This window comes from Paenibacillus uliginis N3/975 (assembly GCF_900177425.1).
GTDB classification, from domain to species: Bacteria; Bacillota; Bacilli; order Paenibacillales; family Paenibacillaceae; genus Paenibacillus_AQ; species Paenibacillus_AQ uliginis.
Genome location: NZ_LT840184.1, coordinates 703,430 through 727,341, shown reverse-complemented (window position 1 = coordinate 727,341; position 23,912 = coordinate 703,430). Strand labels below are relative to the sequence as shown.

23 protein-coding genes and 1 riboswitch are annotated in these 23,912 nt (G+C 47.2%); of the genes, 7 read left to right on the top strand and 16 right to left on the bottom strand.

Translation table 11 applies throughout. The features are described 5' to 3' along the window. Positions 1 to 129: 129 nt before the first annotated feature. The 3 genes from B9N86_RS03295 to B9N86_RS03285 all read right to left on the bottom strand — a co-directional run bounded on the left by B9N86_RS03295 (position 130) and on the right by B9N86_RS03285 (position 1,661). Positions 130 to 477 carry a YflT domain-containing protein gene (locus tag B9N86_RS03295; RefSeq protein WP_208917758.1) on the bottom strand — a complete coding sequence of 116 codons (348 nt, stop codon included), beginning with the start codon at positions 475 to 477 and terminating at the stop codon, positions 130 to 132. A 76-nt stretch (positions 478 to 553) separates the two neighbouring features. Beyond that, the gene (locus B9N86_RS03290) at positions 554 to 1,087 is read right to left on the bottom strand and encodes a hypothetical protein (protein ID WP_208917757.1); all 534 of its coding nucleotides are present in this window, start codon (positions 1,085 to 1,087) and stop codon (positions 554 to 556) included. A gap of 61 nt (positions 1,088 to 1,148) precedes the next feature. Beyond that, positions 1,149 to 1,661 carry a DUF948 domain-containing protein gene (locus tag B9N86_RS03285; RefSeq protein ID WP_208920065.1) on the bottom strand — a complete coding sequence of 171 codons (513 nt, stop codon included), beginning with the start codon at positions 1,659 to 1,661 and terminating at the stop codon, positions 1,149 to 1,151. Positions 1,662 to 1,893: 232 nt separating this feature from the next. On the opposite strand from B9N86_RS03285, the gene B9N86_RS03280 reads away from it, so the two are divergent. Beyond that, positions 1,894 to 2,058 carry a DUF1328 domain-containing protein gene (locus B9N86_RS03280; RefSeq protein WP_208917756.1) on the top strand — a complete coding sequence of 55 codons (165 nt, stop codon included), beginning with the start codon at positions 1,894 to 1,896 and terminating at the stop codon, positions 2,056 to 2,058. Between the two features lie 241 nt (positions 2,059 to 2,299). Here the strand turns inward: B9N86_RS03280 and B9N86_RS03275 are convergent, their stop codons facing one another. Next, positions 2,300 to 2,875 (bottom strand): hypothetical protein, encoded by a 576-nt coding sequence (locus B9N86_RS03275; protein WP_208917755.1) that lies wholly within the window; start codon positions 2,873 to 2,875, stop codon positions 2,300 to 2,302. A gap of 234 nt (positions 2,876 to 3,109) precedes the next feature. Here B9N86_RS03275 and B9N86_RS03270 point away from each other — a divergent pair, with 234 nt between their 5' ends. Then, a complete protein-coding gene (locus tag B9N86_RS03270; RefSeq protein WP_208917754.1) occupies positions 3,110 to 3,511 on the top strand; it encodes a hypothetical protein in 402 nt (133 codons plus the stop codon). Positions 3,512 to 3,567: 56 nt separating this feature from the next. Here the strand turns inward: B9N86_RS03270 and B9N86_RS03265 are convergent, their stop codons facing one another. Next, positions 3,568 to 4,437, bottom strand: a complete 870-nt coding sequence (locus tag B9N86_RS03265; protein ID WP_208917753.1) for a cation diffusion facilitator family transporter — start codon at positions 4,435 to 4,437, stop codon at positions 3,568 to 3,570. 235 nt (positions 4,438 to 4,672) lie between these two features. Between B9N86_RS03265 and B9N86_RS03260 the strand changes: the two genes are divergently transcribed. Continuing rightward, positions 4,673 to 4,858: a hypothetical protein gene (locus B9N86_RS03260; protein ID WP_208917752.1), complete on the top strand. Its 186-nt coding sequence runs from the start codon at positions 4,673 to 4,675 to the stop codon at positions 4,856 to 4,858. Between the two features lie 164 nt (positions 4,859 to 5,022). Here the strand turns inward: B9N86_RS03260 and B9N86_RS03255 are convergent, their stop codons facing one another. The 5 genes from B9N86_RS03255 to B9N86_RS03240 all read right to left on the bottom strand — a co-directional run bounded on the left by B9N86_RS03255 (position 5,023) and on the right by B9N86_RS03240 (position 10,449). Then, a complete protein-coding gene (locus tag B9N86_RS03255) occupies positions 5,023 to 6,648 on the bottom strand; it encodes an ABC-F family ATP-binding cassette domain-containing protein (RefSeq protein WP_208917751.1) in 1,626 nt (541 codons plus the stop codon). Between the two features lie 198 nt (positions 6,649 to 6,846). Beyond that, on the bottom strand, positions 6,847 to 7,854 hold the full coding sequence (locus B9N86_RS03250; RefSeq protein ID WP_208917750.1) for an MBL fold metallo-hydrolase: 1,008 nt from the start codon (positions 7,852 to 7,854) through the stop codon (positions 6,847 to 6,849). Positions 7,855 to 7,961: 107 nt separating this feature from the next. After that, a complete protein-coding gene (cydS, locus tag B9N86_RS30900) occupies positions 7,962 to 8,063 on the bottom strand; it encodes a cytochrome bd oxidase small subunit CydS family protein (protein WP_425298569.1) in 102 nt (33 codons plus the stop codon). 5 nt (positions 8,064 to 8,068) lie between these two features. Next, positions 8,069 to 9,100: a cytochrome d ubiquinol oxidase subunit II gene (locus B9N86_RS03245; RefSeq protein WP_208917749.1), complete on the bottom strand. Its 1,032-nt coding sequence runs from the start codon at positions 9,098 to 9,100 to the stop codon at positions 8,069 to 8,071. Further along, the gene (locus tag B9N86_RS03240; protein WP_208917748.1) at positions 9,097 to 10,449 is read right to left on the bottom strand and encodes a cytochrome ubiquinol oxidase subunit I; all 1,353 of its coding nucleotides are present in this window, start codon (positions 10,447 to 10,449) and stop codon (positions 9,097 to 9,099) included. The genes B9N86_RS03245 and B9N86_RS03240 overlap by 4 nt, the downstream gene beginning before the upstream one ends. Positions 10,450 to 10,804: 355 nt before the next feature. Here B9N86_RS03240 and B9N86_RS03235 point away from each other — a divergent pair, with 355 nt between their 5' ends. Then, positions 10,805 to 11,938: a virulence factor gene (locus B9N86_RS03235; RefSeq protein ID WP_208917747.1), complete on the top strand. Its 1,134-nt coding sequence runs from the start codon at positions 10,805 to 10,807 to the stop codon at positions 11,936 to 11,938. A gap of 92 nt (positions 11,939 to 12,030) precedes the next feature. Then, positions 12,031 to 12,223, top strand: a riboswitch (Lysine riboswitch). A 109-nt stretch (positions 12,224 to 12,332) separates the two neighbouring features. Then, positions 12,333 to 13,781, top strand: coding sequence for an amino acid permease (locus B9N86_RS03230; RefSeq protein WP_208917746.1), 1,449 nt, complete (start codon positions 12,333 to 12,335; stop codon positions 13,779 to 13,781). 56 nt (positions 13,782 to 13,837) lie between these two features. On the opposite strand, the gene B9N86_RS03225 is transcribed toward B9N86_RS03230, so the two are convergent. The 4 genes from B9N86_RS03225 to xylA form a co-directional block, all read right to left on the bottom strand. After that, the gene (locus B9N86_RS03225; protein WP_208917745.1) at positions 13,838 to 14,980 is read right to left on the bottom strand and encodes a transglutaminase domain-containing protein; all 1,143 of its coding nucleotides are present in this window, start codon (positions 14,978 to 14,980) and stop codon (positions 13,838 to 13,840) included. 139 nt (positions 14,981 to 15,119) lie between these two features. Next, the gene (locus tag B9N86_RS03220; RefSeq protein WP_208917744.1) at positions 15,120 to 17,459 is read right to left on the bottom strand and encodes a YcdB/YcdC domain-containing protein; all 2,340 of its coding nucleotides are present in this window, start codon (positions 17,457 to 17,459) and stop codon (positions 15,120 to 15,122) included. A 304-nt stretch (positions 17,460 to 17,763) separates the two neighbouring features. After that, entirely contained in the window at positions 17,764 to 19,260 is a 1,497-nt protein-coding gene (gene xylB, locus B9N86_RS03215) for a xylulokinase (RefSeq protein ID WP_208920064.1), read from the bottom strand. A 125-nt stretch (positions 19,261 to 19,385) separates the two neighbouring features. Further along, positions 19,386 to 20,702, bottom strand: a complete 1,317-nt coding sequence (gene xylA, locus B9N86_RS03210) for a xylose isomerase (RefSeq protein WP_208917743.1) — start codon at positions 20,700 to 20,702, stop codon at positions 19,386 to 19,388. Between the two features lie 240 nt (positions 20,703 to 20,942). Here xylA and B9N86_RS03205 point away from each other — a divergent pair, with 240 nt between their 5' ends. Next, entirely contained in the window at positions 20,943 to 22,115 is a 1,173-nt protein-coding gene (locus tag B9N86_RS03205) for an ROK family protein (RefSeq protein ID WP_208917742.1), read from the top strand. Between the two features lie 141 nt (positions 22,116 to 22,256). Beyond that, positions 22,257 to 22,454 carry a hypothetical protein gene (locus B9N86_RS03200; RefSeq protein ID WP_208917741.1) on the top strand — a complete coding sequence of 66 codons (198 nt, stop codon included), beginning with the start codon at positions 22,257 to 22,259 and terminating at the stop codon, positions 22,452 to 22,454. A 186-nt stretch (positions 22,455 to 22,640) separates the two neighbouring features. On the opposite strand, the gene B9N86_RS03195 is transcribed toward B9N86_RS03200, so the two are convergent. Together B9N86_RS03195 and trxB are read right to left on the bottom strand one after the other, a co-directional pair. Then, positions 22,641 to 22,883: a glutaredoxin family protein gene (locus B9N86_RS03195; protein WP_208917740.1), complete on the bottom strand. Its 243-nt coding sequence runs from the start codon at positions 22,881 to 22,883 to the stop codon at positions 22,641 to 22,643. A 56-nt stretch (positions 22,884 to 22,939) separates the two neighbouring features. Next, on the bottom strand, positions 22,940 to 23,881 hold the full coding sequence (gene trxB / locus B9N86_RS03190; RefSeq protein WP_208917739.1) for a thioredoxin-disulfide reductase: 942 nt from the start codon (positions 23,879 to 23,881) through the stop codon (positions 22,940 to 22,942). Positions 23,882 to 23,912: the final 31 nt, after the last annotated feature.

Below are 23,912 nucleotides of genomic sequence, written 5' to 3'. Positions count from 1 at the left end.
CTATACTCCACCCCATGAATATTTCACCTATTTAAAAACATAGATAAGGAATGAGACGGTCTTCGTCCCATTCCTTATCTATGTTTCAAGACCTATTTCCCATCGTGGAAATCTTCCGAAGGAACTGCCTCATGGCTGATCTTTTTTGGCAATAACAAGAACCTTCCCAAGGTCCAGCTGTTTTTCATAAAAATCTGCTTCAGCCTCTGTAAATCCCAATGAAACCATTTTGGCGCGAAGCTCATCCCCACGTGAGCGGAATAAATTCGCTATGGAGTCAAACACGCCTTCTTCCTTTATCCCGACTTCTTTAGCTTCCGAAGCATGTGCTATTCGCTCCGTTTTATCAGAGTCATGAGCCAATACATAAATATGATCGGTTATATAACCCGTAGTCTGTAAATTTTGAATTTCCTGAACAGCCAAAGTACCGTTCTCGACGATTTTTGCGTAGGCTTTTGCATTAGTAGATTCCATATTGAATACCTCCTATAGGATATACTAGGTTTGTAGCCCTAGATTATTTAACCTTATTTCAAACAATTGAAACAGGTTATTCGCTGTAATCGAAAAATAAATCTACACCGGTAATTTCCCCGGAACTTCGATCTTTAAAAACTTTAATGACTTGATGATCTTGTACGTACACATCTCCATCCTCGGCCTTGAAATCAGGATCACCGAGAGATGTTGAGATGTGGCCAGTTGTAAGTAAAATGGACTGATCATTCACCTGGATGGATCTAGCCGAAGGCTTCACATGAACATACTCCGTTAACCCGTCACAGAAACCGACCGACATATCCTTATAGTGATACTCGATCATTCCTAATAATGGATCATGTGTTACTTCAAGCGGTTCCCCCATTTTACGAACCACATCTTCCGTACGGTCCGTCAAGTCGATTCCATTTAAAGTCTCATACCCCTCAATCACTTCTTTCTGTTGAACAGAAACTGTAGAATCGAAGGACATCGAAGCATGGACTACAGGTGCAGTGATTCCTGCAGCGGAAACAGGCAGGGCACCTGCTCCATCGCTGAAGGGTGAAAGCATACCCATCAACAGCAGCACGACATTCAACATGATTCTTCACCCTTTCTTTTTCCTTACAGACAACCGGCCATATCAGCGCTGATGCCTGGCTTTAACGGGCTTTCTGACGACGGAACTTACTCCAAAGGCCAACTGCCACATCGACATAATTCAACCATTGGCCTGGATTCGAAGCTTTAGGTTCATTATATACAGCATCATAAGACTGGAACGTTCGGTCTTGAGCCGTTATCGGCACTGTGGATTGTCGCAGCTCATGTTTCTTTTTCTCTACTTTAGTTTGTCTATAACGGCTGACGACACCGGAAGAAACCTGCTTCACTGCATAGGTCACTTCGCTTAGTGCTTCGCCCAGATTTTTGACTGTATCTATTACGGGATCAATCTGTTTCATCTTGTGCTGGACGTCCACAGTTATATCATTCGTGTTGCGGATCGTCTGCTTCACTTCATAGCTCAACTCATCAATTGTCTTTTGAACTTCCTGAAGCGTCTGAGTTACCTTGTCCAAAGAGTTTGTCGCTGCTTTTAGTGTCTTTATTAGAAAAAAGACAAGGATTGCAAAGGCAATGGCGATAATCGCAACACTAATCTGTGTTAGCATAGACACGACCTCACTTTCCGTTTGTTTGTCTCGATATTCCATAGTTACCCTCACTCTTCCGGTACGAAACAAAGCACAAAATGGTCGATTTGTTCCAGCACGCCGATTTGTTTCAAGAGAAATAGTCACGGTTAAAGAGAACTACGAGGGGTCAGGATGAAGACTCAAGCCCTTAGAAGGACAAGAGATACGCATCCAATTCAAACTCATACGGAAAGCAGGGTGATTTATTATGTTAAGATGGTCTGTTATATTGCTCGTCATCGCACTTATCGCAGGAATTTTTGGTTTCTTCGGTATCGTGGAAGCTGCGGTAAGTATCGCGAAGGTCCTCTTCTTCATCTTCCTGGTATTGTTCGTTATTTCTCTCTTTACCGGACGCAGACGATCAATGTAACTAGGGCAGCATGAATCATTACCCGCATACACATATAGCTTCTCAGAAAAAAGAAAAACCAGGCCGCCCGAGGATTCATCACATCCTTAGGGGTCTGGTTGGTTTTGTGTTCCATGGTGTGCTTCTTGAGAAATTGTGGGCTTGAGAATTCAGCCCATTTCTAGGTTCACTTTCGTTCTTACAGATCCATTGGTTATGCACGAAGCAGCGGAGGGGACCCTTTACGATTTTACAAACTTATTCACCATAACGACGGAATGGAGAACCAATCGATCTTAAACGTCAGCTTCATGCCCTCTTCCAAAAAATCAACTTCCTTAACCGTAACAATGTCAGGCAGATAGTCCTTCAATGATATTTCAATGGGTTCCAACTTAAAAATGGACAACGGAATGTCCGCACTACGGATTTTCGTGAATTGATGCTCCAGTATAAGCTTGCTTCCGTTCGAAGTCATATGGAATTGCAAAGTGGCTCCAAAAGGAAATACGCCCCACTTCCCGTTCACTTCTGCATTCATCATTTCGCCATTCATCTGGAAATCGGCACCTGTTATATCCACACCGACATCATGTGTGCTCAAATATTTGATCAGGTTTTTCTTGCTCATCTGCGCTACTTCGTCTTTATTCAAAACCATCTGCGGTTGGCGCGTTTCCAACATGCTCATGATTTTACCTTTCGTATCGATTGAACGATATTTTAAATCCAAGTTTTTTGTCGGTGTCACATACCAGATCCCTGCTCCAACAACGATGATAATAAGCATTAATAGCCCAAGCAGGATCCGCCCGCCTTTCTTTTTGCGGCGACTCATTCGGCTTCCCTCCTCCGAGTATGTATCGCATGAATCGATCATGAATACTCGTCCAAAAGTATAGCTGAATCCGTCCTCCTTGTCACGTAACTCACAAGCAACAGCTTATGTAAAACCTTACAATTCTTGTTGACTTAAAAAATATTCCTTCTTAATTGGTTCATTTTACCTTTATAATGGTTATATCGTTAATGTCGATACATATTACATCCAATTTCAAGGAGGAGACAAACCATGAAAAAAATTCTAAGCGTTACAGCAGTACTCGGCCTTACTCTATCAATGGCGGCAATAGCAGCAGCCGATCCGGTTGAAACTGTAGAAACAACTCAATCTACTACTACGACAACAACAACCACTACCCCGGTAGTAGAGGTTTCTGCAACAACTTCAACTTATTTTGAATTTAAAGAGCCTACCATTAAAGCGGAAGAGATTCCGCTGATTCCTATGAAGCTCATTCAGCTCACCAAGAAAACTTACTTCTATGATATGCCAAACGGAACCATCAAAGGTGTTCTGGCACCTCAAATAATCGATACAACTAGGACCAGCACGCAAGTGGTTGCGGACGGTGAGTGGGTTGAAGTTTACACCTGGATCGGTAAATATTGGATCTTCATGGGCGATAATTAATCCCAAAAAGGGGCTGCAATCATTTGCAGTCCTTTTTTTATTTGTAGGATGAGACCCTACAGATCCTTCGGCTCCACGTGAACATGAACGTTCATAATATTATGATATTTTACCATCCGCTCTTCAATCGTTTCGCTGATTTTGTGTCCCTCAATAACGCTTAATTGCGGGTCAACCTCAACAACAACATCAACCAACACATGATTGCCATGAATTCTGGCTTTCACATCCTTGATTCCTTCAACACCGGGAGTGCGTGCTATGGTCCTACGGAAATCCAATAGCCGCTGCTCATCAAATCCATCTGTCAGGCTATGTGTACAATCGCGGAAGATTTCCCACGCGGTTTTGCAGATCAGCAATCCAACTCCGAGTGCCGCTACCGTATCCAGCCAAGGAAGCCCGAATTGAGCTCCAATAATACCTATAGCCGCGCCTATACTAACCATTGCATCTGAAAGGTTATCCTTCGCCGCAGCCATCAGCGCTTGGTTGTTAATCTGACGTGCCAGTCTGACGTTATATTTGTAAACGCCAAACATAGCAATAGCACACAACCCTGCCACTCCGGCTGACCATAGGTCTGGTGTACCCTTGCTTCCCTCAAAAAAGGAACTAACCGCTTCAACCAGCACCTGTATTCCGACCACCGCCATAATAAATGAGGCGATAAGTGCCGCTACCGTCTCGGCTCTGAAATGCCCATAAGCATGATCCGAATCAGGAGGCTTCCGTGATATCTTCAGACCGATCAGTACTGCAACCGAGGCCACAATGTCCGTCAGGTTGTTAAAACCGTCAGCTAGTAACGCGCTCGAGGCGAATAGATAACCGCTGATTAATTTAAACGCAGATAGTACCAGATAAGCAGCAATGCTGATCCACGCTCCGCGCTCTCCCTTTTTTATATCATCATATACATTCACCGTGCATGTCTCTCCTTCGCTGCTTCTCTCTTACTAAGGGGCCGCTTCAAAACTTACTTACCTATCCTAGCAAAGGCATACCTTGTGGGTCTAGAGAAACCTTGTGAGACAAGAGAAACAGAGTTGCTTAAGGCAAAAAATAGGCTCATAACCGAATATATTTATTGTTACCCTTGCCGTACGTTTTAAAAACGAATAAAATGAGGACAACTCATAATCCGAGGAGGAAGCCGTCATGTCGGAAAATAACGATTCACGCAAGGTGAGTCTGGCAGATGCGATTCGTCAGAAGCTGGAACAGAAGAAACAACAAAATTCATCTGGCAAACAGGGTTCATATCAGCCCGGTACTACGCAAAAAATGAAGAGCCAAAACAACAAAAAACCGAACAACCAACGCCGTCGTACCGGCGGATCGTAACAACGCCGCTTAAACGCAAAAAAAGCTGCCCCTTCAAACGAAGGGTGCAGCTTTTTCAAAATCTAAGAAAGTATAAGTTTTATACTTGGCTTATATTTCTAGCAGAAACGCTGTCTCCCCTTTGAAAAGGACGACGAAGGCGTTTCTTCTTGTATGCAAATATATTAAGCCTCAACCGGATACATGCTCTCACGAAGGGCTTTAATCTCTTCGCTCTCCAGATATTCATCATAACTCATCGTACGGTCGATAACTCCGTTCGGTGTGATCTCAATGATTCGGTTCGCAATGGTCTGAATGAACTGATGGTCATGCGATGTAAATAGGATCGTACCATCGAAATCGATCAATCCGTTATTCAGCGCGGTGATGGACTCGAGGTCCAAGTGGTTCGTAGGCTCATCAAAAATAAGCACGTTCGCACCGTTCAGCATCATTTTGGCCAGCATGCAGCGGACCTTCTCACCACCGGACAGAACACTCGCCTTCTTCAGCGCTTCCTCGCCAGAGAACAGCATACGTCCGAGGAAACCGCGTAGGAACGTTTCATCCTGATCGTTGGAGTACTGGCGCAGCCAATCTACCAGGTTCATATCCACACCGTCAAAATAAACGGAGTTGTCTTTCGGGAAGTACGCCTGGGTTGTTGTTACGCCCCAGCTGTATTCGCCGGCTTCCACTTCCGTTTCAGCGGTAACAACCTGGAACAACGTTGTCTTCGGCAAACTGTTCGGTCCAACAAAAGCAATCTTGTCACCTTTGTTTACGACAAAGCTGACGTTATCCAGTACTTTCTCGCCTTCCATCGTCTTCGTAATGCCGTCCACCGTCAGAAGCTGCTTACCTGCTTCACGTTCCGGCTTGAAGTTAAGGAACGGATATTTACGGTTCGACGGACGAAGGTCATCCAGTGTAATCTTATCAAGCTGCTTCTTACGGGATGTCGCCTGCTTCGATTTCGAAGCATTTGCCGAGAAACGCTGGATAAAGGCTTGGAGTTCCTTGATCTTCTCTTCCTTCTTCTTGTTCGACTCACGCTGAAGCTGAAGCGCCAGTTGACTAGACTCGTACCAGAAGTCATAGTTACCGACATACAGCTGGATTTTGCCGAAATCAATATCCGCAATGTGCGTACACACCTTATTCAGGAAGTGACGGTCATGGGATACAACGATAACGGTGCCTTCATAATCCATCAGGAAGTTCTCGAGCCATTGAATAGACTCCAGATCCAAGTGGTTGGTAGGCTCGTCAAGCAGCAGGTTGTTCGGGCGGCCGAACAGAGCTTGTGCCAAAAGGACACGGACCTTTTCGTTACCGCTGAGTTCTGCCATTTTCTTGTCATGAAGTTCACGCGAAATACCAAGGCCGATCAGGAGTGCAGCCGCATCCGGCTCAGCATCCCAACCGTTCAGCTCAGCGAATTCACCCTCCAGCTCACCAGCACGCATGCCATCCTCTTCGGAAAAATCAGCTTTTGCATAAAGGGCATCCTTCTCCTTCATGATCTTGTAAAGGCGTGCGTGACCCATGATAACGGTCTCCAGAACCGCATATTGATCATACTCATAATGGTTCTGTTTGAGGACAGCCATCCGTTCGTTCGGTGTCATATGAACTTCGCCTTGGTTCGGTTCGATTTCACCGGACAGGATTTTCAAGAAAGTAGACTTACCTGCACCGTTCGCTCCAATCAAGCCATAACAGTTGCCAGGAGTGAATTTTATATTTACATCTTCAAATAGTGCTCGTTTGCCATAGCGGAGCGTAATCCCGCTTGTACTGATCATTAAGCATTACCATCCTTTTATACTATTGGTTTCCCAGCACATTATAGCATAAGAAATCCTTTTAACGAAGCCTTACCGCTTAAAAACGTCATTATGATGCATTTAGAGTAATAAAGGTCTAAACAAAAGGAAAAAACCTCCTGAAATAACCCTGCCCGGCTGACAGGCATCAGAAGGTTTCTGAGGCTTGCTTACATGTCATGAGGATTCTACTTTCCTCCGCTCCGGCTGCACCTTAAAGGTCTCGCCATGCTTTAGAATGCGAATCTGCTCTTCACCGATTCCGAGTCGCTTACGCTCAAGTTCCATCCGCTCCAACGCTTCCTGCGCCGTATCATCTGCGAGCCGGAACGTGCCGTAATGCATGGGAATCATCGTCTCGGCCTTCACGTCCAAAAACGCCTGCAATGCTTCCTCCGGATTGACATGCTGTGAGGTCATAAACCATTCAGGCTCATAGGCTCCGATTGGCATGAGCGCAATATGAATATTAAATCGATTACCGATTTCTTTAAATCCCGGAAAATAGCCGCTGTCTCCGGCAAAATACAAATTCGGCGGAAGAACACGAGAGGTATCCTGTGAATCCGCCTCCTCATCACGTGTCTCCTTCTGCTGAAGCTCCGGTTCCAACACAAAGCCACCCCAATGGGAAGTGTTCGTATCAAACGGTGTGCGCCGCGTCCAGTGCTGAGTTGGAACGAATGTTATGGTGACGCCGCCAATCGTCGTCGATTCCCACCATTTCAGCTCAACCACACGTCTGAAACCCTTGCTGAGCATTTTACGCCGCAGACCGACGGGAACAACAATGGTCGTCTCAGTCCGATACAGTTTACGTATCGAGGCGATATGCATATGGTCATAGTGGGAATGCGATATGAGAATAATGTCCAGTGGCGGAATTTCGGCGATCGGAAGCCCTGGCTCTCCAAGACGTTTCGTAAACGCCATCCTCCGTGCCCATATCGGGTCAGTTACGATATTTAAGCCCTCATATTGGATGAAAAATGTCGCATGCCCAACCCAAGTAACGGAGGTTTCATGCCGATTTCCGTGTAAATATTCGAGATCGGGCTCCAGATTCGGTATGACATACGAATAGTCTTTTTTCTTGTTACGGCGTTCGTCACGCCATTGCTTGAACTGTTTCAATGTTTTATCTGTACTGACGTTATCGATATTGTTATAGCGGATTTTTGGCATTCTGCCTCCTCCTTCCATTACCATATATTTTACCCCATTTTTTTATAAGTCCTCAACCGAGCTCACATTTTACCATCTATATTTCATACAGTGAAGCAATGTGCGTCCTATTCTGACGGGTCTTTATATTTCAATGCGTACACCACCATGAAAACTACAGAGACCGCCACCGTCAGCATGGGAGCAATAAAAATAGTGAAATCGTCCATTTCCTTCACCCCTTTTTGCCGGATTTGCCAAGAATGTAGTTGGCATCAAACAGAAACAGGCGCATCAGCAAGATCAGTGATGGAATCAACACGCACAGACCGAGGACAAATGCCGTGATCATGGTAATAGCCATCGTATCGTTCGTTACGCTCTCATGGATATTGATATAGTTATACAACACATACGGTAAATGCGAGCGGCCATATCCGTACCAGGCAAAAGCAAACTGAAGCATAACCATAATGAAAGACAGACCCAGCCATCTCCGCTTCCAGACGCCGTAAACAGCAAACAGGAAGCAAAGGAATGATGCGATAAACATCCACGATATATCGAGCATCGCCTCAAAATGTTCTGGATTTTGCCTGTTTAAAGTTAAAAACGCAAAGAACGAAAACAGAATCGTCGGTCCGCTCCAGATTAATGCATATCCCCGGACGACACCAAATGCAACTTCGTCTCCAGCCCGGTTCGCATAGTAAGACAAGAACATCGCGGATATATATAGAACACTTACTAGAGCCAGCACAATCACAGACCATGTATACGGGTTCGTGAAAAAATTATTCCAATCCAACTGCACCTTGCCGTCGGCCAGGTAAATGATTCCGCCCTCTGAGATGGCCAAAACCGTGGATAGTGCAGCCGGAATCAACAGCCCCGTTGCTCCATATAGAGCCATGTAGATTTTGTTATTTTCCTTGCTGCTGCCGTATGTGTTGTATGCGTAATAAGCTCCCCGGATGGCGAGCAGCACAGTAGCCAGACTGCCGGGAACGAGTAACGCGGTACCGTAATAAAACGCCGCATCCGGAAAAAATCCGACGAGTCCAACGACGAAAAAAATGAGAAACACGTTTGTTACTTCCCATACAGGCGACAAGTATCTTTGAATAATGTTGTGTATTTTGTTTTCATGGCCTGTCAGAGCACTGTAAAAGCTGAAAAATCCAGCCCCAAAATCGATGGACGCCACAATCAGATAGCCAAACAGAAACGTCCAAAGAATTGCGATAGCTACCAATCCGTAACTCATTGTCCGCTGCCTCCCTTGCTATTCAGTCCAAGCATCGCAAGCTCTTCCTCTGCATTTTTGTTGCGAAACAGCTTGGTAAGTACCCGAATGGCAGATACCGACAGCACCAAATACAGCAAAATGAATAGCAGCAGCATCCATCCCACATTTGGTGAAGTTGTCGCCGCATCCGCCACCTTCATATACCCTCGCAAAATCCACGGCTGCCGGCCGATTTCAGCCAAAAACCAGCCGAGCCAAATGGCTACCAAGGCCATTGGACCAAGCGCCAAAATGCCTATGAGCAACCATTTCGGATAAGCCTTCTTGCCCGGAAGCCATTTGCGAAACATATACAAAAGCGGAATCACGACAAGCAAAACGCCGTTCGTTACTTTTAAATCGAAGAAATAATGAATCATGAGCGGCGGCTGTTCGTCCTCCGGAAATTCATTCAGGCCGATGACCTCGGTATCCGGGCGGTTTCCCGCCAGGATACTTAGCGCATACGGAATTTTCAACGCATATTTAATGTCCCGGTTCTCATCCAATACACCGCCATAAATGAGCGGGGCCTCTTTCATGGTCTCAAAGTGCCATTCCATTGCCGCTAGCTTTTCGGGCTGGTACTTTGCCAGAAATTTTCCGGAGAAATCACCGATCATTACCGTTGCTACGGCAAATACAAACGTGGAAATGACCGTTAGCTTTAAAGCCTTTTTGAAGTAAGTGTGCTTGTTCCCCCGCAGCAAGCTGTAAGCGGCAATACTCGCCAAAGCGGCGGCGCTGGTCGTATAGGCAGAAGCCAACACGTGACTCACCTTTGTCGGCGTAGCCGGATTGAACATAGCGACAAACGGATTTACATTCGTGAACACCCCGCCCACTAGTTCAAAACCTTGCGGCTGGTTCATAAACGCGTTCATACTCGTAATGAAAATAGCTGAGAAGGAAGCGCCGATGGCTACGGGAATGAGCAGCAGCAAATGCGTATATTTACTTTTGAACCGGTCCCAGGTGTACAGATAGATTCCCAGAAAAATAGCCTCTACAAAAAAAGCGAACGTCTCCAAAAAAAGCGGAAGCGCAATCGCTTTGCCCGCTACGCGCATAAACGTCGGCCACAGCAAGCTGAGCTGAAGCCCGATTGCTGTGCCCGTCACGACACCGACCGCTACGGTGATAACGTACCCCCTTGCCCACCTGCGGGCAAGCAGCGTATAATGCCCATCCCCCGTATGTATGCCCCGCCATTCCGCCAGAGCAAGCATCACAGGGATACCTACTCCGATTGTGGCTAGAACGATATGAACGAACAATGTTAAGCCAGTTAACACCCGGCTCATCAAAACAGGATCCAGGGTAGACATCAGGTTCACTCCTTGTAGTAATTCATCTTTTGAGAGGGAGAAACTATCCGAAATAACGCATATAGCGTATAAAAGCCTTTACCGTGGCGTACAACATAACCGCAGCGGCTACAAAACAGACGACAGCCAATTTTTTATCCTGTTTCACATTCATGCTGCAAAGCCTCCTTTAATTAGATACCTTAAAAAAGAGTTCTCGACATATACAGTTTGACAATCCCTTCCTCTTTTTATCCGGGATTGTTGAAAATCCTGATTTTCGAGGAATATTCATGATGAAGATAAGACGGGTTATGTTTTTTCCTGTCCGTAAAAGAGGTACAATAGGTTAGATGAAAAGGAGGTAGCGAATGAAATGAAAATTACGTTTATCGAACCTACTCCGAGTCCGAACTCCATGAAACTTCATCTAGATGAGTCTCTGGAACCTGGGATTCGCAAGACATATACCACAGATAATGAACGTTCCGCACCAGCGTGGATCCGTGAGCTGCTTCATATTTCCGGTGTAAAAAGCATTTTTCACACGCTTGACTTTATTGCGCTTGACCGTAAAGGAAATGCCGATTGGCCCTCCATTCTGGGAGAAGTGCAGGAAAAGTTTGGCCAAGAAGGATTGAAAACAGGCCTCGAGGAGAATGAAAACGACGGTACGGGATTTGGGGAAGCCCAGGTGTTTGTCCAGCTGTTTCGAGGCCTTCCGATGCAAATCCGCGTAAAAGGTGAAGGTCGCGAAGAACGCATCGCTCTTTCCTCCCGCTTCACGCATGCGGTAACAGAAGTAGCTTCCACTACCTTGATCAAGGAACGAAAACTTAAAGATTATGGCGTACGCTATGGTGAGCTTGAGGATATTGCACGTGAGGTGGAGCAAGAACTGGAAGCCGCATATCCTCAAGATCGGCTGGATAAAGTCGTTGCCCAGGCCATTGCCCATGGCGCAGACGAGGAAGAATTTGTGGAGCAGCGCCGCAAACTGACCGATGAGGAAATGCTGTCAGCAATGGAAGACCCGGACTGGCGTGTACGGTATGCTGCCTTTGATGTGCTGGAGCCGACAGAGGCACACCTTCCTTTGCTTAGCACCGCACTGAAAGATCCCAAAATGCAGATTCGCCGTCTGGCAGTGGTCTATCTTGGAGACTTGCGCACGCCAGAGGCGATGGAACTTTTATATGCAGCGATGTCTGACGATACGCCGGCCGTACGGCGTACTGCCGGGGACACTCTGTCCGATATCGGGGACCCTGCAGCAACTCCGGTCATGATGAATTCGCTTAACGACAGCAGCAAACTTGTACGTTGGCGTGCAGCCCGCTTCCTGTATGAAGTTGGAACCGAGGAATCCCGCCCTGCACTCGAAGAAGCCTCACAGGATCCAGAATTCGAAGTAAGTCTGCAGGCCCGAATGGCGCTGGAGCGGATCGAATCAGGCGAACAGGCCGCCGGCACCGTATGGCAGCAAATGGCCAAACGTTCACGGAATTAACATGTGATGTTATAAATATCCATTGCTTGTATCGTGAAGAATCTATATACTTAGACTCGCTTAAACAAAATAAAGATAGCCTCATCATTCCTAGATGAGGTAGAGGTTGCGAATGTGATTAGTAAACGTGCCGAGGTGAAGAGTCACCTATGACGCACGCTTGAAAGGCATTTTCGCCGAAGTGGACGGCTGTGCTCTTACACCGTCTGCTGGGTCCGATCCCGAAAGGGACGGAACTGTCACGGGAGCCAATCCTTACGCTTCCCGTGTTGTGCTATCTTAATGGAGGTATGATGCGGTTATATTCAGGGCCGCAGTGTACACTGCGGCCCTTTTGCATTTATCCATGAACGTGTTTATAGATCATATTTATTGAAAGAAGGAGTGTTTCACCATGAGACGCAAGAAAGCACCAGCGACCTCACTCAAACCCAGTTTTAAAGCCCGTCACATGACCATGATCGCGCTGGGCGGTTCCATCGGAACCGGCCTGTTCCTCGCCAGCGGCGGCGCAATTGCTGCCGCCGGACCGGGTGGCGCATTGCTCGCTTATTCCGCTGTCGGGCTAATGGTTTATTTCCTGATGACCAGTCTCGGCGAGCTGGCCACCTATCTTCCCGATTCCGGGTCCTTCAGTACGTATGCGACCCGTTTTGTCAGCCCGGCATTCGGTTTTGCGGTCGGCTGGAATTTCTGGTACAACTGGGCAGTCACCATTGCCGCAGAGCTTGCTGCCGCAACAGTAATTATTAAGTTCTGGTTCCCGGACAGCCCATCTTTCCTGTGGAGCTTGTTATTCCTCGGCATCATGTTCGGTCTGAATGCGTTGTCGGCTAAAGGTTACGGCGAATCGGAATATTGGTTTTCTATTATCAAAGTTGTCACCGTCATTATCTTCCTGATCGTTGGCGTCATGATGATTTTCGGGATTCTCGGCGGAGAGGCAGTCGGATTTTCCAACTTCAATATGGACGGTGGCTCGATGCACGGTGGCTTCTTTGCCCTCGTCGGCGTCTTCATGGCCGCAGGATTCTCTTTTCAGGGAACCGAGCTCATCGGTGTTGCCGCCGGAGAGAGCGAAAACCCGCGACAAAACGTGCCGCGTGCCATCCGTCAAGTATTCTGGCGCATTTTGATCTTTTACATTTTTGCTATTCTCGTCATTGGCTTGCTTATACCGTACACGCATCCAAGCTTGCTGCAATCGGGCGTGGGTGATATCGGTGTCAGTCCATTTACGCTCGTGTTTGAAAAAGCCGGCCTGGCCTTTGCCGCTTCCGTGATGAACGCTGTTATCTTGAGTTCCGTTCTATCCGCAGGAAACTCCGGCATGTATGCCTCTACCCGCGTGCTCTATGCGATGGCAAAACAGGGAATGGCACCAAAATGGCTGAGCCGTCTGAACAGCCGCGGCGTTCCCATAGCAGCTCTTATTGTGACCTCATCTGTCGGTATACTCGCCTTCCTCGCTTCCTTTTTCGGTGATGGCGTCGTGTACATCTGGCTGCTGAACGCCTCTGGTATGTGCGGCTTCATTAACTGGCTTGCCATTGCGGTCAGCCATTACCGCTTCCGAAAAGCTTATGAGGCGCAGGGCCGGGATCTCAAGGATTTGCCTTTCCGTGCCCGCTGGTTCCCGTTCGGACCGATCTTCGCCTTCCTGCTCTGTCTTGTGGCCATCATCGGCCAGGGGAACTTCGGTGGCGAAACAGACTGGTATACGATTTTTGCAACCTATTTCAGCATTCCGCTGTTCCTTGCGATCTGGTTCGGCTACCGTCTGGTAAAGAAAAGCAAAATCGTTCCGCTGCAGGATTGCGACCTCAGCACGAATATCCAATAAGCATTTGTAATAAGCAAAAAAACAGCTTCTTCCTTTTGGGAAGAAGCTGTTTTGATTTACCATGAAATGTGAACCTTCAAATCGTTCGTATCTTCAAAAAGATTATGGTAATAACGGATAGCCCCGACACCCGCTTTGCGCTGCAGATCCTGTAGTACCTTTAGCAGATCATTTTCCTTGCCGCCAAATCGGAACACAAGCTCTTTCTTTCCAGACTGCTTTGCGGCTTTTACTTTGGAGTTCAAGTCAAGGTATGTACGCACAACCGCGTTACTCTCGTACAAATGGTACTCCAGCTCATTCATCAGCGTCCGATAAACACTGGATTTTGCTGACTTTTGAGCGGCCAGCGTTTTAAGGGTGCTGCGGTAAGTCGTATTCGCCGCCGGGTAAGACTTCGTCCATGTATGATCTTTTCTCATCTGGACATCACTCCGGAGGTAGTAGGTATAGGATACGGCACCGTCCCGGTCAGGTACAGGATCGTTCCACGTCGTGTCCAGATGATACCATTTACCATCTAGAAGAACCAGATTCCATGCATGCAGCTGACCCTGTGGATTACCCTCAGGATAAGCGGTTCCTTCCACGATTTTATTTTGGATCCCCGCCTCTTTCAGCAGCTTATGTGTTAATAGCGAGTATCCCTGACAAACCGTGCTTCCTGTACTTAACCCGTCATAAGCCGTGTACTTTTCAAGTGTCGTGTCATACTTCAGATTCAGTACAACCCAGTCATTAATAGCCTTGACCTTCTCGTGATCATTCATACCAGACTTCATGATGGAACCCAGTACACTCTTGACCCGTTTGTTGACATACTCGGTTTGACTTCCGGTTTCCCGATAGGTAAGCCGTACTGTCACATCGGCCGAGCTTGAAGTTCCCCGGTAATCATAGCTATAACTGGCTATTGTATAGTGAATATAAGGATCGCTGTCCATCGCTTGATCCAGCGCCTCCTTAAGCTGCGTCTTGAGCGACTCGGTCTGGCCCTGATACACAAAACGAACGGTTGACTCCCTGCTGTTCATAGCTGAAAGCAGCTTCTGCTGGATCTCGCTAACAGACTTTACAACCGCTTTATCGGAATTGGCATATACATTGCTGACTTCAACCGGTTCAGGAACGGCAGCTACAGTTACCGCCAAAGTCCCAACCAACAGCAGTTTCACAAATGTCGACCGTTTTCGTTTCATGGGTACACCCGCCCTTCGTCTTCCACATTCGTTTGCATATTTATTGTATCATAATAACCCAGGGTCTGAGGATTCTAGTTTTGTCGACCAAGCACGAAACACGATAGCGATGGTGTTGCAACTACCCTACTAACCGCTTTTACCACATCATATACTCATTCAGAAACGAGTCGCTTTTACCAACCATTTCGGATAAACGCAAAAGTACTTCAGCCGCCTCTGCACGTGTTACTACCCGTCCCGGCATAAACTTTCCGTCAACAGCCGGAAGTAAGCCTAATTTCATCGAGATGATTGCAGCTCCCCGGTTCATAACCGAAGACGAATCACTGACTCCCGGAATCTCGTCATTCTTGGTAAAGGAAAGCCCTAACTTCTCATACTTCAACATTTGGGTAAGCATTAAAGCCAGTTCATCCCGGGTTAACTTCTGATCCACACTAAAGGTAACTGCCGGTTCATACGGGAGCCAACTCTGGGGAATCAAAGTCTGTATTGCCTTGTAGTAAGGACTTGCTGGTAGCAAAGTGCCATATGGTTCCGAACTATCCTCGTAATACTGATCAATTGATGGATTTAGAGCTCTGGCAACGAACTGGTACCATTCACCTGTCGTGATTTCCTGATCCGGTAGAACCTTGCCATCTGCATCAGGAATCATCACACGATACTGCACCATTTTATCGAGGGCAGTCTGAGACTTGTGACCCTTTGTATCCTTAGCCGGAATAATATCCTTGCTGCTATACTCAGCCGGTACCATCTCATGCCATTTTCCTGTTATTGCATCCAGAGGCAGCCCAATGCCATAATATTGGCCCATATTATCTTTCCGAACCGGAGAATACACTAGCTTCGTAGTAAATTGAACCGATTCATTACCTGACGTATAACCTCCATATTGAGCAAACTTAAGCTTTAAATCCGTTTCCTTTAAAAATTGTGCCTTTGCTTGCTCTACCGAAACAACCGGTTTACTGTTCGGCAGATCAGAGAAATCTACATAAGAGTAATTGGTGAAGTGGCTAAGCAGGCCCTCTGTTCCGATCGAAATTGAAATGGATTCGTTCAAGATTGATATACCGCCTGCATAACGATTAAATGAGAACTGATAACTCTGGAATGCTTCATTTTTATCTGGCTCGACAACATTTGTGAGCTTCCATTCCTTTGCCGCATTCGGAACTAGCTTCGCGATTGTGTTAAATGCCATTTGTTCCGCTTCGTTCTTCGAAATGCTCGAAGCTGCAGGTTTATTCTGCTTCACTTCAATTCCTTTACGGAAAGGATAATGATTATAGGAGTAAATCTTTCCTGTTGTTGCATCGACCTCCGCCATGATCTGGTCCCCGCCATAAGGAGAGTCGGAGCCTTTCCAACTGATATTCCAGACTTTCGACTCCTTATCATTCCAACGCTGACCGAGCCTTTTGGATTCTGACTTATAACCCTTCGGAATATTAATATGGGATTCCACCCATTTCACCGCGTCATTTCCATTGGTTAAAGGCTTTGAAGAAGGCTTGAATACATCTGACCCTGCCGTAATCTCCGTAAGTTTGAATTGATCCGGTTTAAGCAACTCTCCTGAATAGTCCAGCTTGCTGCCTGTATTGGCATCGATAACGAGACTAGACTCAGTCTTCGGTACATACCCTAAAAAATAAGGACCTTTAGGCGCGCCATTCACCGAGGTAGGGATGTATGAAAGCTCTACTGTGAATGATTCCTCATATAGCTTTCGTGCCTCTTTTGCTGATATTTTAGCTTTAGCAGATGGTATTTTCGCTGTGAACTGTTGTCTGTTGAAGGAAGTCACCCGCCCCTGTTGATCTACACTCATGCTGATCTGATCCGCATCAGACGGTATGCCGTCAATAGACATATTGTAATAAAAATCGTATGTTGTCGGGCTAAACAATGATTTCGTCATGCCTAGGTAGAGCGAATTTTCAGTCAAGTTGCTCACATTAACGCTTTTTATATTTTGCTTGATCCATTCCAGTGCTTTTTGGGAAGCCTCTTCCCGGCTCAGCTCCGGCCCGGTTTCTCCCCCAGCCATCAACAGCAGATTGCGTGGAAGATAGACAGAAACAATGTCACCCGTTACAGCATTTACTGAAGCATTGAAACCAGTGTTCGTATTCCCTCTTTGATAAGAAAACTGAATATCCCATACTTTTATGCCGGAGCTTGCAATGTTCTGTTCACTGAATTCGGCATTCGTTACTTTCGCTTTTTTCAGCAGCGGGAACAATTTCTTGATGGTTTCTTCCGCTTGTTTGGAAGATATTTTGGCTCCATCCGGAATATCCGAATTCGTTACCTGTGCCATGTTTTCTAAATCTCCTGCGGCTTGAGCTGGGGTAACGCTCACGGTGCTTGCCTCCCCCCATACAGGCTGAACAAGACAGAGCATGGCCGTAACGGCGCATACGGTAGATTTGATTTGAACCGATCTTTTGGACTTGTTTTTCAATCCTTTCGCTCCCTTCACTTGGTTGGATCCATACTTTACTCTTACACACAGTGGTGTGTACGGCTTGAAAAGAAGGATCAGTGTAGCAAGGACATAACAACTCTCCTAATGTAGAACATTTATAAGGGCAGTCTGGTTACGCCCCTTCCCACTTTAATTTTTGTGAATTAAAGAATTTCATAGGATGTCACTCTATTTCTTATGTCTCCTGCCATAAAAAGATGACCTATCCTGTCCAAAAATCTTAATCTATGCAAAAAAATAACGCTGCCCCTTATGTAGGAACAGCGCCTTTGATATTTAATTAACCACGATATTCTGACAATTGGCCGCTCAGCTGACGAGTTACTCCATACACACTTTGATACAGCGCAAACAGCTTCTCATAACTCGCGACAGTCTCCGAGTTCGGTACGTATTTCTGCGCCGGACGCAAAAATGCTGATGCACAAGCCTGCAGACTAGGGAACCATCCGCAGCCGTAAGCCGCCAGCATCGCAGCACCCATTGCAGGCCCCTGCTCACTTTCCAGCTTCACAATCTCGGCGCCCAAAATATCTGCCTGCATTTGGAGCCAGTTCTCGTTCTTCGCTCCGCCGCCGATCGAGATGACAGTATCGATCTTTTTGCCGGATGCCCGCAGGATGTCAATCGACTCCCGCAATGAGAACGTAATCCCTTCAAGGACGGCCCGCGTAAAATGCGGGAGCTTGTGTCCCGCGTCCATGCCGATAAAGCTACCGCGGATATTGGCATCCGGATATGGAGTGCGCTCGCCCACGATATACGGCGTGAACAGCAGGCCACAACTTCCCGCGGGAATGTCGCTGATACCTTCCAGCAATTCATCAAAGGAAACACTAGGAGCAAACGTCTTCTTGAACCACTCCAAGCTGTATCCGGCTGAAAGCGTAACGCCCATAATGTAGAAAGCATCTTTCTCACTGTGGTTAAAAAAGTGAATCTTCCCTTCAAAATCGACCTCTTTACGTTCCTCGTAGGAAAGTACCACGCCGGAAGTGCCTACGCTGCACATCGTCTGTCCTTCTGCAAGGATGCCTGCTCCAATCGCTCCACAAGCATTGTCAGCACCGCCCGCAAACACCTTCGTATCCGGCAGCAGGCCGGACTGTTCTGCAATTTCAGGCAGCAGCGTACCGCACAGGTCGAACGATTCAACCAGCGGCGGGCAAATCGAGTGTGGCAGCTGGAATGCATCCAATATCTCGCTGCTCCAATCTTTGCCTGTTACATCCAACAGCAGCGTGCCTGCCGCATCCGAATAATCCATGGCGTACTTCCCGGTTAGCCGGTAGCGCACATAGTCTTTCGGCAGCAGGAACAGCGCCGCTTGATCCAGCAGCTCTTGCTCAAACTCCTGAACCCACAGGATTTTCGGCAGAGTAAAGCCTTCCAATGCACGGTTGCGGGCGATGCCAAGCAATTTGTCCTGCAGTGTTTCCTCTATCCGTCGGCATTGGGCTGTCGTTCGAGTGTCATTCCACAAAATCGCCGGACGAAGCACAGTCCCCTCTCCATCAATCAGCACCAAGCCGTGCATTTGGCCGGAAAAGCTCAATCCCTCAATCTCCGACGGCTCGATAGCGGTCTCTTCCATTAACCGCTTCAAGGACAACAAGGTCTTCTCGACCCAATCCTCGGGCCGCTGCTCACTATATCCCGGCTTGGGCTGGCTCAGCGGATATGACTCCGAATGCTCCGCCACCACTTTGCCCCTACGGTCTACAAGTACAGTCTTTACCGCACTTGTACCAAGATCGACTCCGATCACATAACTCATCATCATTCCTCCTCAAGGTTGGCCGCAGCAGGAGCAGGTCATGGCTCTGCTGAAACCTTAGGGTGAAACAACTTCACCGGCCACCCTTCCGGGAGCCGGTGAAGTTTTTATTTATCCGTTATCACTTAGTCAGCAAGAATGTACTGGTTGAGCAAGCCTTTAAGCATTTCTTGACGTCCAGATTCATTCTTTCGTGGTTTCTCGTTGTTCAGCGCATATTCGGCCAAGGAAGCCAGAGTAGCTTTACCGGAGACAACATCTGCTCCGATGCCTTCAGTGAAGCTGCTGTAGCGTTTCGCGATGAAGTCTTCGAACACACGATCCTCGATCAGCTTGGCAGCCACTTTGAGGCCTTTAGCATAAGTGTCCATACCTGCGATATGTGCCAGGAACAGATCCTCAGGCTCGAAGGAAGGACGGCGTACTTTAGCGTCAAAGTTTACACCACCACGACCGAGGCCGTCATTCATGAGCACTTCATACAATGTCAATGTTGCATCATAAATGTTAACCGGGAACTCGTCGGTATCCCAGCCGATCAGCATGTCGCCTTGGTTCGCATCCAGCGAGCCGAGCATACCGTTCAGGCGGGCAACACGAAGCTCATGCTCAAATGTGTGTCCGGCCAAGGTTGCATGGTTTGCCTCAAGGTTCAGTTTGAAATGTTTGTCGAGGCCGTATTTTTGCAGGAACGCAATCGTAGTAGCCGCATCAAAATCGTATTGGTGTTTCGTAGGTTCTTTCGGTTTAGGCTCAATCAGGAATTGGGCGTCAAAGCCGATCTCTTTCGCATAGTCGATTGCCATATTGAACAGGCGTGCGAGATTATCCAGCTCAAGACCCATATCTGTGTTCAGCAGTGTCTCGTAGCCTTCACGGCCTCCCCAGAATACATAGTTCTCTGCTCCAAGGCGCTTGCCCACTTCCAGACCTTTCTTCACCTGTGCAGCGGCATGTGCGTACACATCAGCATTGCAGGTTGTAGCTGCACCATGCATGTAGCGCGGGTTCGTGAACATATTAGCTGTGTTCCACAGCAGCTTCTTACCGCTGGACTTCATGTTCTCTTCAATCATGTCTACGATCGTGTCAATGTTACTGTAGAACTCACGTAGATTGTTTCCTTCCGGTGCAATATCTACATCATGGAAGCAGAAGAAAGGCATATTCAGTTTGTCCATAAATTCAAAACCGGCTTCAACGCGAGCTTTAGCGAGATCCATACCGGAAAACTTACCCCAAGGACGAACAGCAGTGTCCGCGCCGAACGGATCAGAACCACCCGCAGTTAATGTATGCCAATAAGCCATGGCGAAACGGAGATGCTCTTCCATTGTTTTGCCGGCCACAACTTCATTCGGATTATAAAATTTAAACGCATATGGATTCGTTGATTTGCTTCCTTCATATTCGATCTTGTTAATGTTGTTAAAATAGGCCATGAGATAAATCCTCCCTATTCCTGATTAATATGTGGTTACCGCTTACAATGCTATCCTAGCACACAGATATAACTTTGTCTATTGGTTAAACTAAGTTGATTGGACAGCTTCCTATCACATCCCTCATCAACCGCTTCTTATCTGCAAAAGCCATTCTTGACGTGTTGACATTTTTCGTTTTTTCCGCCTAGACTATGAGCATATCTTACGATTGATTTAACTTCTAAAGGATGGGTTACCATGACAAATATCACCGGTGATCAAGCGCTGGTTAAAAAAATAAATACGTCTATTATACTGAATACAATCATCCGCAATGCCCCCCTCTCCCGCGCCAAAGTTTCGGAACTAACCGGACTTAATAAAGCAACCGTATCCAATCTGGTGCTGGAGCTGTGCGATAATCATCTTGTACAGGAGATCGGACCCGGCGAATCAAGTGGCGGCCGAAAACCGCGAATGCTGCTGTTTAACGGAGAAGCCGGTTATGCTGTGGGCGTAGAAATTCGCCTCAAGCAGATGATGGCGGTACTAACCGATCTTGAAGGTCGGATTCTTGCAGAAGAAGAATGTATGCTAGAACAGCACGATGTCTCATCTGTGCTAGATATGATGATTCACATGATCAATGGATTGATGAAGCTCGCTCCTAATTCCCATTACGGTATCGTTGGCGTCGGAGTAGGTGTGCCTGGTATGGTGGACGGTGACGGCATGGTTCTTTTTGCGCCAAACCTCGGGTGGGAAATGGTTCCGCTTCAGCAGCTCCTTGAGAATGAAATCGGCGTGCCGGTCACCATCGACAATGAAGCTAACGCCGGAGCCCAAGGAGAACTTCGCTTCGGAGCGGGACGCGATGCAAAGCATCTGCTGTATATCAGTGCCGGAAGCGGTATCGGTTCAGGCATCATCATCAATGGGGAATTGTATAAAGGAGCTAGGGGATATGCCGGGGAAACCGGACATATGACAATCGAAGCAGACGGGAAGGAATGCTCATGCGGAAACCGGGGCTGCTGGGAGCTGTACGCCTCGGAAAAAGCCTATGATCTAACAAGATCTACTCTGCCTTCACGCCGGACTTCCGAATTGGTCAAGCTTGCTGAGCAAGGCCATGCGGAAACGATTGACCATTTTTCCGAAATGGGACGCTATCTTGGCGTGGGTATCACGAATCTGGTCAACGGGTTCAACCCGCAATCGGTTGTAATCGGCGGCCCTCTGTCAGATGCACGTGACTGGATTGGAGACACCATGCAGAAGGTTGTCTCCGAGCGAACGCTGCCCTACCACCGTGAAGAAATGGAGATTCACTTTGCGGAGCTTGGCAGCCGTTCTACGGTCATTGGAGCCGCTTACTCTGCCGTTTCGCAGTTTCTCGGACCTGTACGTGTGTCAATGCCTGTAAATTGACGTAATTTCGCCTCATTTTTTAAGAAGTGACTAAGGTAAAAAACGTCAGTTTACTATATAATGAATTTCATATATGTGATATATGTCACCATGAAATGCAGAATGCATACAGGAAAGATACAGATAGGAGAGGAACGTTTCATGACTTATGTCGATACATCGGATATTTCGGCGCAGATGTTTGTAACCGTGCTGCTGTTTCTCTTGGTCATTGCGCCATTGTTCAGTCTGGCCATTCTGCGTCTCTTTCAGGGTAAGAAAAAAGCAGGTCTGCTGCTGATCGTTGCGGGAATCGCCGTATATGCAATTTTTCAGCTGATCATGATGATCTTTTTCTGACGGGAAAGAAACTACGAAAAAACGATAACGGAATCAAGAAACATCAACTTTCAGGAATAGGCCAGGTTACGGTCCTCTCCTAGGGATACTCGGTTGCTGCGAGAAACAAAAGCTTTAATACAAAAGGGCTCTTCCCTCTCAAACGGGAAGAGCCCTTATTATGTTCAAGCGTATAGCTGCCGCCTATTATGCTTCGGTTTGCGGTGCCAACGCTTTGTTAAATTGCAGCTTGTTCATACCCATAATGCGATGCTCGCCGATGATAGTCAACGGAACAGCGCGTATTCCCATATCCCATACCTGTTGTGCAAACTCGTCATTCGTTTCGATGTTTCGTTCTTCATACGCAATCCCTTGCTCAGACAGGAAGCTCTTTACCTGCTTGCAGTGAGGGCAGTTGTTTGATGTATAGACAATAACGTTTTCCATGAATGATTTCACCTCTGATAGTATTTATATTTATAATGCAGCCTATATCAACCAGTTTACATCACGATCGCGCTGTGTTCCAAGCTCTCAATGTACTTTTCTGTGTCCATTGCCGCCATACAGCCGCTGCCTGCCGCTGTAATCGCTTGTCTATAGCGGGTATCCTGCACGTCACCGCAAGCAAAGACGCCTGGAATATTCGTCTCGGATGTTCCTGGTGTAGTGACGATATAACCGTTTGAATCGGTTGTAATTGCACCGCCCAGAAAGCTAGTGTTCGGATGATGGCCGATTGCCACAAATACGCCGCTGGCTTCAATAACTTCTTCTTTACCTGTTTCGTTATTCTGAACCTTAATGCCTCTCACGCCCTGCTCATCCGCAATGACTTCAAGCGGTGTGCGATTAAGCGCCCAATCGATTTTTTCGTTGGCACGAGCGCGGTCCTGCATGATTTTGGAGGCGCGCAGCTCATCACGGCGGTGAACCAGCGTTACTTTGGAAGCAAAGCGGGTCAGGAAGTTCGCTTCTTCCAGTGCGGAATCCCCTCCGCCGACCACAATGATCTCTTTGTTGCGGAAAAAGAAACCATCACATGTGGCGCATGTACTTACACCACGGCCCACGTTATCCTGTTCTCCTGGAATGCCCAAATATTTTGCAGTAGCACCAGTCGAAAGAACCAGTGTTTCGGTAACAACTTCACCCATGCCTTCAACGTTCAACTTAAAAGGACGCTCTCCAAATTCCACGCTGTTGACCCAGCCCGTACGGAATTCCGCACCGAAGCGTTCTGCTTGCTTACGCATATTGTCCATCAACTCAGGGCCTTGAATGCCATCTATAAACCCGGGAAAGTTCTCTACCTCTGTTGTGGTTGTAAGCTGTCCACCTGGCTGTGGTCCTTCAATAACTAGTGGGCTGAGGTTGGCGCGAGCCAAATAAATAGCAGCCGTGAGGCCTGCAGGTCCTGTACCAATAATAACGGATTTATACATCTATGATCTCCTCCTAATATGTAATATCGCA

Bases quoted from the DNA above. Each gene is read 5' to 3' on its own strand.
- B9N86_RS03295 (WP_208917758.1), bottom strand. From the start codon at position 477: ATGGAATCTACTAATGCAAAAGCCTACGCAAAAATCGTCGAGAACGGT.
- B9N86_RS03290 (WP_208917757.1), bottom strand. From the start codon at position 1,087: ATGTTGAATGTCGTGCTGCTGTTGATGGGTATGCTTTCACCCTTCAGC.
- B9N86_RS03285 (WP_208920065.1), bottom strand. From the start codon at position 1,661: ATGCTAACACAGATTAGTGTTGCGATTATCGCCATTGCCTTTGCAATC.
- B9N86_RS03280 (WP_208917756.1), top strand. From the start codon at position 1,894: ATGTTAAGATGGTCTGTTATATTGCTCGTCATCGCACTTATCGCAGGA.
- B9N86_RS03275 (WP_208917755.1), bottom strand. From the start codon at position 2,875: ATGAGTCGCCGCAAAAAGAAAGGCGGGCGGATCCTGCTTGGGCTATTA.
- B9N86_RS03270 (WP_208917754.1), top strand. From the start codon at position 3,110: ATGAAAAAAATTCTAAGCGTTACAGCAGTACTCGGCCTTACTCTATCA.
- B9N86_RS03260 (WP_208917752.1), top strand. From the start codon at position 4,673: ATGTCGGAAAATAACGATTCACGCAAGGTGAGTCTGGCAGATGCGATT.
- B9N86_RS03255 (WP_208917751.1), bottom strand. From the start codon at position 6,648: ATGATCAGTACAAGCGGGATTACGCTCCGCTATGGCAAACGAGCACTA.
- B9N86_RS03250 (WP_208917750.1), bottom strand. From the start codon at position 7,854: ATGCCAAAAATCCGCTATAACAATATCGATAACGTCAGTACAGATAAA.
- cydS (WP_425298569.1), bottom strand. From the start codon at position 8,063: ATGGACGATTTCACTATTTTTATTGCTCCCATGCTGACGGTGGCGGTC.
- B9N86_RS03245 (WP_208917749.1), bottom strand. From the start codon at position 9,100: ATGAGTTACGGATTGGTAGCTATCGCAATTCTTTGGACGTTTCTGTTT.
- B9N86_RS03240 (WP_208917748.1), bottom strand. From the start codon at position 10,449: ATGTCTACCCTGGATCCTGTTTTGATGAGCCGGGTGTTAACTGGCTTA.
- B9N86_RS03235 (WP_208917747.1), top strand. From the start codon at position 10,805: ATGAAAATTACGTTTATCGAACCTACTCCGAGTCCGAACTCCATGAAA.
- B9N86_RS03230 (WP_208917746.1), top strand. From the start codon at position 12,333: ATGAGACGCAAGAAAGCACCAGCGACCTCACTCAAACCCAGTTTTAAA.
- B9N86_RS03225 (WP_208917745.1), bottom strand. From the start codon at position 14,980: ATGAAACGAAAACGGTCGACATTTGTGAAACTGCTGTTGGTTGGGACT.
- xylB (WP_208920064.1), bottom strand. From the start codon at position 19,260: ATGAGTTATGTGATCGGAGTCGATCTTGGTACAAGTGCGGTAAAGACT.
- xylA (WP_208917743.1), bottom strand. From the start codon at position 20,702: ATGGCCTATTTTAACAACATTAACAAGATCGAATATGAAGGAAGCAAA.
- B9N86_RS03205 (WP_208917742.1), top strand. From the start codon at position 20,943: ATGACAAATATCACCGGTGATCAAGCGCTGGTTAAAAAAATAAATACG.
- B9N86_RS03200 (WP_208917741.1), top strand. From the start codon at position 22,257: ATGACTTATGTCGATACATCGGATATTTCGGCGCAGATGTTTGTAACC.
- B9N86_RS03195 (WP_208917740.1), bottom strand. From the start codon at position 22,883: ATGGAAAACGTTATTGTCTATACATCAAACAACTGCCCTCACTGCAAG.
- trxB (WP_208917739.1), bottom strand. From the start codon at position 23,881: ATGTATAAATCCGTTATTATTGGTACAGGACCTGCAGGCCTCACGGCT.